Here is a 14311-nt window from a genome sequence, read left to right on the forward strand (position 1 = left end):
CTCCGGGCATACGCCGGATGACCGAGCCACGATGAGGATCTCAATCGATGTATGCGGATGTGTCTGTTGTCCTGGATGGGATCGCCAGATCCCAGCGTTCGAGCACGATGCCCATCGCCTGATCCAGGTCGGTCTGGGCGTTCTGGTAGTTGATGGCGGCATCCAGCAACGCCTGCTCCGCCTCCCGGAGCTCGCGCTCCACGCTTTCGACCTCGAACCCCGAGGAACGCCCGACTGCGAGCTTTTCCTGCTCGATCGCCACAGCCTGTTGTGCCAGATCCAGCGCTTGTTCGGCGAGATGAAGTTGATCCCGCCGGCTCTCCAGCGCCCCAAGGGCACGTTCGACCTCAATGCGGATGGATGTTCGGAGTTCCTGGGTCCGCAGGCGTGCCTGACGCTGCTCCACTCGTGCCGCGCCAAGGCGTTGTTGACGCGTGTGCCGGTCTCCCCAGGGGATGCTGAGGCGCAGGCCCAGGGAGTGGCCAGGAGACTCCTCGAAGCCGCGCTCGATGGCTCGAGTGGTGGACGGGCTATCGCCCCGCAGTTCGACCGAGGCGGACACATCCAGTTGCCAACGGTTGGCGTCCTCGGCCAGCGTTCGATCGAGAGCAGTAAGCCGTTGCGTGACCAGCGATTGGCGAAATTCCGGACTCCGATCCAGTGCCGTATCCATCGCGCGTTCGAGGGGGGGTGTATCGGCGAGGAGTCCGTCAATGTCGTGGACATCAATCGCGTCCCGCGGCTCGAGCCTCACCCCGGGTTCCAGCCCAATCAGTCGAATCAGATCGAGCTCGGCCTGATCCCGGCGCTCCTGGGTCTGCGCCTGCTGTAGCTCTTGGCGCGCAAGGCTCTCGCGCGCCGGGGCCAGATCCGCCGCCGCCAGCCGACCGCGTTCCACCAGCTCCGTCCGGTTTTCCAGCTCTTGGCGGCTTCTTTCCAGGGCGAGCTCGGCGAGTTCGACCCGCTGGTTTTCCAGGATCAGGTTGCGGTAGGCCTGAATTACCTGGGCGAGGGTGCTGATGACCTGGGACTCCAGGGCCAGTGCATTCTGTTCCTCGTTCAGGTGCGCACGTTCCACCGGCGCCCGGCCAATCTCCAGACCGCCACCGCGCAATAGCGGCTGCGTGATCTCCAGCGTGACTGCGGAGGCGCTGTCTGGCGGGGTGTTGGGCGCGTCGGATTCGAGTACCCGTTCAATCCGCCAGTTCAGGCCCGCCTGCGCGCCGGTGGGAAGCGCGAGGCTGGCACTTGGATTGACACTGGCGGTGCGGGTCCGCACGCCGTTCGCGCCCGCTGTACGCTGCTCGCGAGCCTGAAGCGTCACGGCGCTCCGGGGGTGAAAGGCCTGGTTGGCCAGATCCAGATTGGCCTGGTCGACCACACGGCCCAGGTACGCGCCGCGCAGTGACGGATTGCGGGCAAGCGCGACCTGCAAGGTCTCGCGCAACGTCAGGCGCAGGGGCGCGCTCCCGGCTCGCATGCGCGATTCAATTGCGGAGTCGGCCGCCGCGACTGCCCGGTCCGGGTCGCTAGGATTCGCCGGGTCAGCCGCGGCGGTCGTCGCCAGGACCAGGAGGCAGCCGAAGAGGGCAGGATGTTTGAACAAACGCATGGCTGGCGGGAGGGGAGCGCGATCTCGATCAGCGGGTGAGTTTCCGGCGACCGCCCGCAAACCTGCGCGCCATCCCATGCAGGCAGTATCCCAAGCCGACCCTTATGCAGTAAAGCTGCGGCTCGACCGGCCGCAGGGGTGCCGGCATTGACCATCATCGGGAATGGATCCCGATCCTCGACCCGACCGCAGCGCGAAGTGCGCACGTCGGTACCTGTCGGCTTGAAGCGCAAGCGAAGGCGGTGTCATGGAAATCGCGAAGGCGGTCTCGTACTCTGGCACGCCATTCGTCCATACCCTTCTGGATACATCGTGGCCAACATCCTGAACCCGTACGCCGACGATCAGCCGGAACCGAAACACATCGTGCTGCGTGCCCGCAGCGGCCAGGCGGTCTCCGCCGAATTTACCCTGCAGGATCGGCGGGGGCGCCAGAGCGCGGCGGAATACCTGTTCCATCTCTATTCCACCATCAAGCAGAAGCTGGACGAGCCGGTCCTGGACACCGCCGCGCCATCGCCGGACGACCAGGCCGCCATGCAGCGACTGATCCTGTACTCGGCTGGCGCCCACGACACCATGTTCGGCACCTTCAATGGCTCCAATACCTCCTCGGAGATGCCTGAGGAGGAGCGCAACGAGTTCGTGGAAATCTTCCTGCTGGCCTGCGCCACGGTCATCGAGGGCCAACGGATCACCGTCGACCTCCAGCGAGGCCTCATCACCGCCGAGACAGCCTGAACGTAAGTCGGGGTAGGCTTTGCCTTTTGACCCACCTACACCAGAGAGGCAAAAGGCAAGGTCTGACCCTTTGGGCGAAGACGAACCTGTCGGACAAGTGTCAGACACCCCGGCACAACGGGTCCAGGCATGGGCGTCGGCTTGGCGTATTCGCCAGTTCGCGTTCTACGGAACCCCGGCCGTAGGCATCTGGCGAGAGTTACGTCTGTCGCCTTCGAGGGGATGCTGAAGATCCCATCCGATCCGCCGCGCTCGCAGCCGACGCAGGCCAATGGGACCGCTTCGTAGAGGAACTGCGCCGTTGCCCACTGACCTTAATGAAAGTCTGGAGTGACGAGCTCGGCGCGTATGGAGAAGAGAAGGGTAATCAGGTGCTGGGCGTCGAAGCGCCGGCCTCGGATGTCTGCGTCGAAACGCGAACCCACACCTGGGACCTTCGGAGCACAGCGGGGCGCCCCTAGGGCGTCCCGCCTTGGAGTTCTTTCAATAACTGTACGAGCCACCCCTTGTGCTTGGACCTCATGGGTCTACTAGACTACCTGGGGGTTACTCATCCGTCTCCAAACGGTCGGAGATAAGGGCTGCCGGCTTTCGTTCGATGAGTGGTCCGAGCGACTCAAAATGCTTGGTTATCAGTTTATTGAAAAACTGGGGGTCTGCGTGCGCGCAATAAAATAGATGCCCCTTCAATCGCTCGATCTCGGTCCGACAAAGTTCTCCCCTGCTAAAAATCTGAGCGAGAAGTCGCACGTGATCCTTATATTTCCGGTGGAGTGTTAGACGGCCATCTTTGCAGATTCGAAGACCTGTAACGAATGCGCTACCGCCGTAGTCGGCTACCAAACTTCGTCTTGCTATTGTTTATTTTCAACGATGGTGATTTTGCATTATGTATCGCGGTGCGAACGATATCTAAAACGTCACTTTTGAAACCTTTTCTTGAAATAGAGATCGTAATATCGTCAGCATATCGCGTATAAACAGGATTTCCTAGAAGATCGCTCTCTTCGTTGAGTCGATCGGCGATAGCATCGTCAATTGGCTTCATGACTAAGTTTGCTACATGAGGCGAGATTGGGTAACCAATTGCGCATCGTCCGTCGTGGAATAGGGTATCCATATATGTTCGATCATCTGCTGACCCAATGATTGGGTTAGAGCTATCGATTGACAAAAGGAACTTGATTAAATCTGCTGATTCAATTGACGGGAAGAAATCGGATATGTCCATTCTAACAAAGTAAATACCACCGGCATGCCGCCGGGCATTTTCGACTACTGAGGCACCCTTGTGAAATGCTGTAGCATGCGGGCTTAGCGCAAGCTTAGAGAGGATGTTCTGTGTCGTCCAATACTGAATAAGTTTGTGTTCTTGTGGTGGGATAACTAGCCTTCGGAACCCGTCTCCAGATTTTTTCGGAATCTTGACGTATCTTTTTCGTTCGGCCGCGGAATCTAACGACTTTCTTAGGTCGCTCTCTTCTATTTCAAGTTCCGCAGCAATAGTCCCGAGTATCATATTCATGATTCGCCCCGGCAGGCATCGCGCATCCGGATCATGGCGAACTTCATTTGGAGTTCGTGCGGATCCTCTCCGAAATCAAGAAAAAGGTGGTCGGTCTTTGATTTAATAGGCCCCGGATGCTCATATTCAATTAACCCGAGCGATATTAGGAGGGCGACAGACTCCCGGACAGGGTCGAAGCGTTTCTCTTCTCCGAAGAGGATTTTCAGTAGGTCGATAAGTGATGGGTAAGTAATCGGTCCTGCAATCCGAATGAGGTCATGCAAGAACAGTAGGCGAACCTTGCTGGGCCCCATGGATGGATCGAGGGCGTCCTTGCCTATTTTTTTGGTGCGTGAGGAACCAGTCTTTTTTATTGCTCGGATGAGAAGGGGGAATGTTAGGGCAATCCCGTCGCCTTCTTCCTTGCCGTGCGGTTCCATTGGGTACCAGGCCACGGAAGGATAGGGGGTCGCGGCTTCTATTGCCGCAATCGGGCCGAGGTTGATGAACGAATTCGATTGGGCGTGCGCGGAGTTGTTTACGATGAGCAGTTTCTTTCGTAGCTCTTCGTGTGAAAACGCGCCAAGTTCACAGAAAGCGCCTTCGCCCTCTAGGACGATGAGTATGTGGTCGGAGATGTCCGAGAGGTCTTTCTCGATGTCGAATAGGTTTCTGGCGCGTTTGCCGCGTTTGGGATGTTGAAGACGTGCGCGGAAAAAGTCTTCTGCGATTATTACGTGAGAGTTTGGAACGTGGGTCTGGATAAATGCGCGCAACGCAACTCGCCTTTCTGAGAGGGTTTGGTCGAGCTTGTTTGCGCCGCACAAGAAAATGAGGCGGGGCCCGCCGTCCTGGAGGGCAACCCGCCGCTGACCGATGGTCTGTTCTAGGAGACTAATGGTGCGATATGCAGTGCTTTTGGTCGATTTGTAGTCACCCGAGAACATTGCCTACCTTGACGCGACGCTGACCCTGCAAGCAAGGATCAGTGTAAAGGAGCTGACAGGCAGTGCTTAGGCGAAACGTGACTCACGCTTCGTTGGCCCGGAGGCCAAAATGCTAGGCACCTTCACGGTATCAAAAGGGTGTGGGCGCGCCAAGCAAAATGAGGCCGGTAGAAATTGGTGGGCGCCTACAAATCGCCTACATGGATAAGAGCGGGAGAGAGGTAGGAGTGTAAGTAATTGAAAAGATGGTGGGCCCGGTCGGACTCGAACCGACGACCAAGGGATTATGAGTCCCCTGCTCTAACCAACTGAGCTACAGGCCCGTAATCGGGGAGGGTACAAACGACTGCGGCGCCATTCTACCCGGAAAGGGAGCGATGGCGCCGCAGCGGCAGGGCAGGTTCCGGCCGTTCGGCCGGGACGCCGGTTACTCGGCGTCGGTGTAGGTGCGCAGCAGTTCGGCGCGGGTCGGGTGGCGCAGCTTGCGCAGGGCCTTGGCCTCGATCTGACGGATGCGCTCGCGGGTGACGTCGAACTGCTTGCCGACTTCCTCGAGGGTGTGGTCGGTGTTCATGTCGATGCCGAAGCGCATGCGCAGGACCTTGGCCTCGCGCGGGGTCAGCGTGGACAGGATCTCGCGGGTGGCCTCGGTGAGGCTTTCCTGTGCGGCGGACTCGGACGGCGAGGCGACCTTTTCGTCTTCGATGAAGTCGCCCAGGTGGGAGTCTTCATCGTCGCCAATCGGGGTCTCCATGGAGATCGGTTCCTTGGAGATCTTGAGCACCTTGCGGATCTTGTCCTCGGGCATCTCCATGCGCTCGGCCAGCTCTTCCGGTGTGGCTTCGCGGCCCATCTCCTGCAGCATCTGACGCGAGACACGGTTGAGCTTGTTGATGGTCTCGATCATGTGCACCGGAATACGGATGGTGCGGGCCTGGTCCGCGATGGAGCGGGTGATGGCCTGACGAATCCACCAGGTGGCGTAGGTCGAGAACTTGTAGCCGCGACGGTATTCGAACTTGTCCACGGCCTTCATCAGGCCGATGTTGCCTTCCTGGATGAGGTCGAGGAACTGCAGGCCGCGGTTGGTGTATTTCTTGGCGATGGAGATCACCAGCCGCAGGTTGGCCTCGACCATCTCTTTCTTCGCGCGCCGGGCCTTGGCCTCGCCAATCGACATGTGGCGATTGATCTCCTTGATTTCGGAGATGTTCAGGCTGGCCTCGTGTTCGATCTCGGCCAGCTTTTTCTGCAGGCGTACGATTTCTTCTTCGTGCTGGGCCAGGGCCGTGGTGTACTTGCCCTTGGCCTTGCAGGCCTCTTTCACCCAGCCGGTGTTGGTCTCGTTCTTCGGGAAGCTGTCGATGAACGCCTTGCGTGGCATCTGCGCCTGGCCCACGGCGAGGTCCATGATCCGGCGTTCGTGGCGACGGATGTGGTCGATGCTGCCGTGCAACTGGGTGGTCAGCTGGTCGACCATGCGCGGGACCAGCTTGAACTCCATGAAGTACTTGGCGGTGGCTTCGCGCGCGGCGGCGTAGGCCTCGCGGTTGCCTTTCTCGAAGGCCTTGTTGGCTTTGGCGTGCAGCTTGCGCAGCTTGTCGAAACGGGCGCGGGCCTCTTCCGGGTCCGGTCCCGTATCCACCGGCTCGGCGGCCTCTTCGTCATCCTCGGCGTCTTCCACCTCGTCGACGATCGCGTCCAGTTCGGCCGCGGCCTGTTGCTCGGCTGCAGCCGCGGCGGCGGCCTTCAGTTCGTCCTGCGCCTTTTGAGACTGCTCCGGCGTGACCAGTCCCCGAGCCACGGCTTCGCCATTGGCATGGTCGCTCGGGTCGATGAAGGAGATGACCAGGTCGGTCAGGCGACTATTGTTCTCGACGATCTTGTCGTATTCGTGGATCAATCGTTCGATCGCACCCGGATGATGGGCCAGCGCGAACAGGACCTGCATCAGGCCTTCTTCGATGCGCTTGGCGATGCGGATCTCGCCCTCGCGGGTCAGCAACTCGACCGTGCCCATCTCGCGCATGTACATGCGAACGGGGTCGGTGGTGCGACCGAAATCGCTGTCAGCGGAGGCCAGCGCGGCCACGGCATCTTCGGCGTCCTCGTCGGCGGAGACGGAGCCGTCGGACAGCAGCAGGCTGTCGGCATCCGGGGCCTGCTCGTGCACCGCGATGCCCATGTCGTTGATCATCGCGATGATGTCTTCGACCTGGTCGGAATCGATGATCGAGTCGGGCAGGTGGTCGTTCACCTCGGTGTACGTGAGGTATCCCTGCTCCTTGCCCTTGGCAATCAGTTCCTTGAGCTGGGATTGCTGCTCTTCACGATTCATTCGTCAGTACTCCGAGGGAAGTCGAGTCGGCCAAAAATTAATCCTACATTGTAGCAGAAGATTCTTATATTGCTGGCTGCCCGACCGATTCTCCGGTCAATGGGCGCTGCGCGGCCGGTTCCATGCCTTGAATCATGTGGGCAAATGGCGCCGCTTCAAGGTGCGTCCAGGCTATCGAGGCGCGTCGAATCTCTGTAGCTGCTCGGTAAGACGGGTGAGCTCGGCGCGTTGTTCCGTGCCGAGTTCGCTCCCAGGGCGAGTCAGTTCACGAATTCGGGAACGATAGTGTTGACGCAGGAGCTGCCGGGCGCAGTCCAGCGCCGTCTGCCGGGTGACGGCCTCCTCGCCGTCCTCCAGCTCCTGGTGAGCCAGTGCCATCAGGCGCTGGAAGTGACGCTGCTCGCGAAAACGCTCCAGCAGACCGGCCGTGTGGCGGTCCGGGTTCTCCTCCAGGGCCGCAAGCAGGTCGCGCAGCGTGGTGGCGGCGACTCCGGGCAGTTCGACGAGCTGGCGGAATTCGGGCTGGTTCCAGTCCAGCTCCGGATGTTGCAGCACGCGCGCAAGCAGGGCGCCCCACAGGGCGGGCGGGGTTTCGCCGTTGGCACCGCCCCGGTTTTCCTGGGAGGTGGCCGGGAGGTCGCGGTCCGGGCCGGTGTCAGCGGCGCGCCCGAGTGGGGTTGGCTGCTCGGCCAGGACCTGCTCCAGGCGTTCCGGGCTAAGCCCGGTCTCCTGCCCGATGCGCTCTACCAGTTGATCCCGGAACAAGGGGTCACGGGTGGTGGCCACCAGTTTCATGGCCGCGTGGGCGAAACGGGTGCGACCTTCGGCGGTATCGGTGGGGTGCTCGTCCCGTTGTAGACGCACCAGGGTCTCGGACAAAGGAAGGGCTTCGGCCAGGCGTTCTTCCCAGTCGGCAAGGCCGTCGCGCAGGACCAGGCTGTCGGGGTCGTCGCCCTCCGGCAGGAACAGCACGCGCACCTCGCGCAGGCCCTGGATTGCGGGCAGGGCCTCGGCCAGCGAGCGCCAGGCCGCGCGGCGGCCCGCGGCGTCGCCGTCGAAACACAGGGTAATGCGCGAGACCTGGCGGAACAGGCTGTCCAGATGGGCGCGGGTGAGGGCGGTCCCCATGCAAGCCACCGCACGGCGAAAGCCTGCGCGCGCCAGGCCGACCACGTCCATGTAGCCCTCAACCACGACGATGTCGTCCAGTCGTGTGCCGGCTTTGCGCGCCTCGAACAGGCCGTAGATGGTCTGGCCCTTGTGGAAGACCTCGCTCTCCGGGCTATTCAGGTACTTCGGCTCGCCATCCTCGATCAGGCGCCCGCCAAAGCCGGTGATGCGGCCGCGCCGGTCGCGGATCGGGAACATGATGCGCGCCCGGAACCGCTCGCGAATGCCGCCGTCGTCGCGTCGCGCGGCCAGGCCGGCATCCACCAGCTGCTGTGGCGTGAAGCGTGGCTTCAGTGTTTCGATTAGCCCCGAGGGCGGCGCCCAGCCGATCTGGTAATCCCGAGCGGTGGCGCCGTCGATACCGCGGTTCTTGAGGTATTCGACCGCCTTCGGTGTCTGGCGCAGCTGCTGCACGTACCACTCCGCGGCGGCGTTCAACGCGTCATACAGCGGCGCGTGGGCCTCGCGTCGATCGTCCCCGTCGGCCTCGCGCGGCACCTCGAGGCCGGCCTGGTCGGCCAGCTGTTCGATCGCTTCGGGGAAGCTGAGGTTCTCGTACTCCATCAGGAAGCTAATGGCGGTGCCGTGCGCGCCGCAGCCAAAGCAGTGATAGAACTGCTTTTGCGGGGAGACGTAGAACGAAGGGGTCTTCTCGCCGTGGAACGGGCAGCAGGCGGCGAACTCGCGCCCGGCCTTTTTCAGGCTGACGCGACGCTGGATCACCTCGACGATGTCGCTGCGCTCGAGCAGCTCGTCGATAAATGCCTGTGGGATGAGGCCTGCCATGGTGTCGCCGGGTATTCCTCGGGGGTGTTCGTCGTCAGGTTCGCATGATAGCCCAGGGTCGGGCCGCAACACGTCATTGCGGGACGCCGCAGCCGATGCGGCGAGCCCCGGCGATCTCCGGGGCGGACGCCGGGGTTACCCGTGGAGATCGCCACGTCGCTTCGCTCCTCGCGATGACGCTACTTTCTACCTCCCCGTCATTGAGGGACACCGCAGCCGACGCGGCGAGTCCCGGTGGTCTCCAGGGCGGACGCTGGGGTTACCCGTGGAGATCGCCACGTCGCTTCGCTCCTCGTGACGACGCTGCTTTCTACTTCGCCGTCATTGCGAGGAGCCTTGGGCGACGAAGCAATCGGTATCCGTCAGCCTCCGGTCGCGGGAGGGTGTCCGGGTGCTGCCATGTCATTGCGAGCGCAGCGAAGCAATCGCTTGATGCTGTGTTCTGGTGGCAGTCCTGGAGATTGCTTCGCTGCGCTCGCAATGACGGGTTTTTTGGCACTGCAAACAAAACGGGCCCCGTGAGGGGCCCGCATTGCAATACCGCCGGGTGGCGGATCAGGCGGCCTGGCGCAGGTTGGCCAGCAGGCCCTTCAGCTCGGAGGCCTTGGGCTTCACCAGCCAGAACGAGCCCTGGTAGTCATCGAAGCGTTCCAGGATCTCGCGGCCCCAGGCGCTGTCGGTCTCGTGCACGAACTCGGTAATGAGTTCCTCCAGGTAGTTCCGGTGCGCCTCCATGTCCTCGATGTCGAGGCGATGCAGGTCGATCAGCTCGTTGTTGATGCGGTCGGGGAAGTCGTTCTCCCGGTCCAGCACGAACGCGAAGCCACCGGTCATGCCCGCGCCAAAGTTGATGCCGGTGTTGCCCAGCACCACCATCACGCCGCCGGTCATGTACTCGCAGCCGTGGTCGCCGATGCCTTCCACCACCGCAAGCGCACCCGAATTACGCACGCCGAAGCGCTCGCCGCACTGGCCGGCCGCGAACAGCTTGCCGCCGGTGGCGCCATACAGGCAGGTGTTGCCCATGATGGTGGTGTCCTGGCTGGCGAAGCTGGAGCCCTCCGGCGGACGGATGACCAGTTTGCCGCCGGTCATGCCCTTGCCGACGTAGTCGTTGGCATCGCCTTCCAGGTACAGGTGCAGGCCACCGGCGTTCCAGACGCCGAAGCTCTGCCCGGCCGTGCCCTTCATGCGCACGGTGATCGGGGCATCGGACATGCCCTGGTTGCCGTGGCGCTTGGCGATCTCGCCGGACAGGCGCGCGCCGATCGAGCGGTCGGTATTGGCGACGTCGAAACGGTATTCGCCACCGGCCTTGTTCTCGATCGCCTCAAGCATCTCGGCGACCATCTTCTCGGCCAACTCGCCCTTGTCGAACGGCTCGTTCTTCGGCTCCTTGCAGAAGCGCGGCTTGTCGTCGAGATCGCCGCTGGCCAGCAGACCGTTCAGGTCCAGGTGTTGCTGCTTCGGCGCCTCGCCCGGCAGGACCTCGAGCAGATCGGTGCGGCCGATCAGGTCGGTCAGGCTGCGCACGCCCAGCTTCGCCATCCACTCGCGGGTCTCGCGGGCGACGAACTGGAAGTAGTGCATGACCATCTCGGGCAGGCCGATGAAGTGGTTCATGCGCAGCACCTTGTCCTGCGTGGCGACACCCGTTGCGCAGTTGTTCAGGTGGCAGATGCGCAGGTACTTGCAGCCCAGTGCGACCATCGGACCGGTGCCGAAGCCGAAGCTCTCCGCACCCAGGATGGCCGCCTTGATCACGTCGAGGCCGGTCTTCAGGCCGCCATCGGTCTGCAGGCGCACCTTGTCGCGCAGGTCGTTGCCGCGCAGGGTTGCGTGGGTCTCGGTCAGGCCCAGCTCCCACGGGGTGCCGGCATACTTCACCGAGGTCAGCGGGCTGGCGCCGGTGCCGCCGTCGTAACCGGAGATGGTGATCAGGTCGGCGTAGGCCTTGGCCACACCGGCGGCGATCGTGCCGACTCCAGCCTCGGAGACCAGCTTCACCGAGACCAGCGCGTTCGGGTTGACCTGCTTGAGGTCGAAGATCAGCTGCGCCAGGTCCTCGATGGAGTAGATGTCGTGGTGCGGCGGCGGCGAGATCAGGGCGACGCCCGGATTCGAGTAGCGCAGCTCCGCGATCATCTTGTTGACCTTGTGGCCCGGCAGCTGGCCGCCCTCGCCGGGCTTCGCGCCCTGGGCGACCTTGATCTGCAGCACCTCCGCGTTGACCAGGTAATGCGGGGTCACTCCGAAGCGGCCGGAGGCCACCTGCTTGATCTTGGACATGCGCTCGGTGCCGTAGCGGGAGACGGCCTCGCCGCCCTCGCCGGAGTTGGAGCGCCCGCCGAGGCGGTTCATCGCGGTGGCCAGGGCCTCGTGGGCCTCCGGCGACAGCGCGCCCAGGCTCATGCCGGCGGAGTCGAAGCGCGGCAGGATGTCGGTCTCGGGCTCGACCTCGTCGACATCAATCGGCTCGATGTCGTCGCGCACCTTCAGCAGGTCGCGCAGCACGGTCACCGGGCGTTCGTTCACCAGGTCCGCATATTCCTTGTACACGCCGTAGTCGCCGGACTGCACGGCGCGGTGCAGGGTCTGGATCACGTCCGGGTTGTAGGCGTGGTACTCGCCGCCGTGGACGTACTTCAGCAGGCCGCCCTGGCCGGCGCTCTTGCGCGGGTTCCAGGCACGCTTGGACAGCGTCTCCAGGTCCGCCTCGATGTCGGCGAAGCGGGTGCCTTGGATGCGGCTGGTGGTACCCGTGAAACAGGTATCCACGATCTCGTCGGCCAGACCGACAATCTCGAACAGCTGCGCCCCGCGGTAGCTGGCGATGGTCGAAATGCCCATCTTCGACAGGATCTTGAACAGGCCCTTGTTGATGCCGCGGCGGTAGTTCTGCGCCAGGGTCAGCGGGTCGGCGTTCGGGATCTCGCCGGACTGGCACATGCCGTGCAGCGCGGAGTAGGCCAGGTAGGGGTAGATCGCGGTGGCGCCATAGCCCAGCAGCACGGCGAAGTGGTGCGGGTCGCGCACGGTCGCGGTCTCGGCGACGATGTTCGCGTCGGTGCGCAGCTTGGCCCGGATCAGGGCGTGGTGTACGGCGCCCACGGCCAGCGCGGCCGGGATCGGGCGGCGTTCCGGGTCGATGCCGCGGTCGGACAGCACCAATACGACGGCACCGTTGCGAACGGCCTGTACCGCGTTGTCGGTCAGGGACTTGACGGCGTCTTCCAGCGAGCTGGAGTGGACGTCGTAGTTGAGGTCCATGCGCTCGACGCGGAAGGCGTCTTCGGTCTGGTTGCAGAGCTCGCGGAACTTGGCCTCGGACAGCACCGGGGAGTCGGATACCAGGCGGTGGGCGTGGTCCGGGGTCTCCTCGAACAGGTTCTGCTCACGGCCGAAGCAGGTCTCCAGCGACATGACGATGCTCTCGCGCAGCGGGTCGATCGCCGGGTTGGTGACCTGGGCGAACTGCTGGCGGAAGTAGTCGTACAGCGAACGGGTGTGCTGCGACAGCACTGCGAACGGGGTGTCGTCGCCCATCGAGCCCACGGCCTCCTGACCGGCCTCGGCCAACACGCGCAGGATCTGATCACGCTCCTCGAAGGTCACGTCGAACAGCTTTTCGTAGGTCTCGAGGCGCTCGGGGGGCATCGGCTCGCCGGAGAACAGCTGGTTGTCGTCCAGCTGGCTCTTCAGGTGCTTCACGTGCGCGCGCAGCCATTGGCGGTAGGGCTGGCGGGTGCGGTTGATGCGGTCGATGTCCTCGGGCTGCAGCAACTCGCCGGACTCGGTGTCCACCGCGAGCATCTGCCCGGGTTTCAGGCGGCCCTTGGTGACCACGTCCTCGGGGGCGTAGTCGTAGACGCCGATCTCCGAGGCCAGGGTGATGTGGCGGTCCTTGGTGATCACGTAGCGCGCCGGGCGCAGGCCGTTGCGGTCCAGGGTGCAGGCGGCGTAGCGGCCGTCGGTCAGCACGATCCCGGCCGGGCCGTCCCAGGGCTCCATGTGCATGGAGTTGTATTCGTAGAAGGCGCGCAGGTCGGAGTCCATGTGCGCGACGTTCTGCCACGCCGGCGGGACCAGCAGGCGCATCGCACGGAACAGGTCCATGCCGCCCGCGAGCAGGACTTCCAGCATGTTGTCCAGGCTCTGCGAGTCGGAGCCTTCCAGGTTGACCAGTGGCTCCAGCTCGGCCAGCTCCGGCAGCTTCTCGGTGGCGAACTTGTGCTGGCGGGCGACCGCCCAGTTGCGGTTGCCCTGCACGGTGTTGATCTCGCCGTTGTGGGCGAGGAAGCGGAACGGTTGCGCCAGCCCCCACTGCGGGAAGGTGTTGGTGGAAAAGCGCTGGTGGAACACGCAGATCGCGGTCTCCAGCTCCGGACGCTGCAGATCGCGGTAGAACACCGGCAGGTTCTCCGGCATCACCAGGCCCTTGTAGGAGACCACCTGGGAAGACAGGCTGGGCACGTAGAACACCGGGTCGTCGCCCATCGCGATCTCAGCGCGACGGCGCACTACGAACAGGGCGCGTTCGAAATCGGCCGCGTCCATGTCCGCTGGTGCATTGATGAACACCTGCAGGATATGCGGCTGGCTTTTCAGGGCCTCGTCACCGCAGGCCTCTTCCGGGTTCACCGGGACTTCGCGCCATCCGGCGAGCTTCAGCGGGCCGCGTTCGATCGCGTTCTCCACGGCGCTGCGGGTTTCGTCGATTTTGGCCGGGTTGATGAACACGATGCCGGCGGCGAAGCGTTCGGCCAGCTCGATGTTCGACTCGGATGCCAGGGTGCGCAGGAAGGCCTCGGGGGTCTTCATCAGCAGCCCGCAACCGTCGCCGGTCTTGCCGTCGGCGGCGATCGCGCCGCGGTGGGTCATGCGTTCCAGGGCCTTGATCGCGGTGTCCACCACCCAGTGGCTGGCCACGCCGTCCATATGCGCAATGAGGCCGAAGCCGCAGTTGTCGCGTTCGAATGCGGGGCGGTAGAGGGTGCCGTTCAATTGGTTCTGTCGCATCGGTGAACTCCGGTCGCAGCGCGCGGGGCCGTACGCGGGCGCGGTACGTTGTCAGGGCCGTCCCTGGAAAAAGAACACGGAAAAAGGCGCAGGAATATAGCCGAACCGTCATTCTCCCGGCAAACCGGGGCCGGTCAAGTAGGCACGACACCCGCGCAGGTAAAGCCCGGCAGGGCGCGAACCACGAAGCC

General features: G+C 63.2%; 7 protein-coding genes and 1 tRNA gene. 1 reads left to right on the top strand and 7 read right to left on the bottom strand.

Translation table 11 applies throughout. The features are described 5' to 3' along the window. Positions 1-40: 40 nt before the first annotated feature. Positions 41-1612, bottom strand: a complete 1572-nt coding sequence (locus tag F462_RS08040) for a TolC family protein (protein ID WP_038053114.1) — start codon at positions 1610-1612, stop codon at positions 41-43. 312 nt (positions 1613-1924) lie between these two features. On the opposite strand from F462_RS08040, the gene F462_RS08045 reads away from it, so the two are divergent. Further along, positions 1925-2353: a hypothetical protein gene (locus tag F462_RS08045; RefSeq protein ID WP_038053117.1), complete on the top strand. Its 429-nt coding sequence runs from the start codon at positions 1925-1927 to the stop codon at positions 2351-2353. An 820-nt stretch (positions 2354-3173) separates the two neighbouring features. On the opposite strand, the gene F462_RS13375 is transcribed toward F462_RS08045, so the two are convergent. The 6 genes from F462_RS13375 to gltB form a co-directional block, all read right to left on the bottom strand. Next, positions 3174-3878 carry a reverse transcriptase domain-containing protein gene (locus tag F462_RS13375; RefSeq protein ID WP_081911382.1) on the bottom strand — a complete coding sequence of 235 codons (705 nt, stop codon included), beginning with the start codon at positions 3876-3878 and terminating at the stop codon, positions 3174-3176. Then, positions 3875-4807 (bottom strand): retron St85 family effector protein, encoded by a 933-nt coding sequence (locus tag F462_RS08055; RefSeq protein ID WP_038053124.1) that lies wholly within the window; start codon positions 4805-4807, stop codon positions 3875-3877. Before F462_RS08055 ends, F462_RS13375 begins: the two co-directional genes overlap by 4 nt. A 246-nt stretch (positions 4808-5053) precedes the next feature. Continuing rightward, positions 5054-5130 (bottom strand) — tRNA-Ile (locus tag F462_RS08060). Between the two features lie 104 nt (positions 5131-5234). Further along, positions 5235-7145, bottom strand: a complete 1911-nt coding sequence (gene rpoD, locus F462_RS08065; protein WP_018140152.1) for an RNA polymerase sigma factor RpoD — start codon at positions 7143-7145, stop codon at positions 5235-5237. Positions 7146-7316: 171 nt separating this feature from the next. Further along, positions 7317-9101 carry a DNA primase gene (gene dnaG, locus F462_RS08070; RefSeq protein WP_038053127.1) on the bottom strand — a complete coding sequence of 595 codons (1785 nt, stop codon included), beginning with the start codon at positions 9099-9101 and terminating at the stop codon, positions 7317-7319. A 555-nt stretch (positions 9102-9656) separates the two neighbouring features. Next, complete coding sequence (gene gltB / locus F462_RS08075) at positions 9657-14120, bottom strand: glutamate synthase large subunit (RefSeq protein ID WP_038053130.1); 4464 nt, start codon at positions 14118-14120, stop codon at positions 9657-9659. Positions 14121-14311: the final 191 nt, after the last annotated feature.

The organism is Thioalkalivibrio sp. ALJ1, from assembly GCF_000745395.1.
GTDB lineage: Bacteria > Pseudomonadota > Gammaproteobacteria > Ectothiorhodospirales > Ectothiorhodospiraceae > Thioalkalivibrio.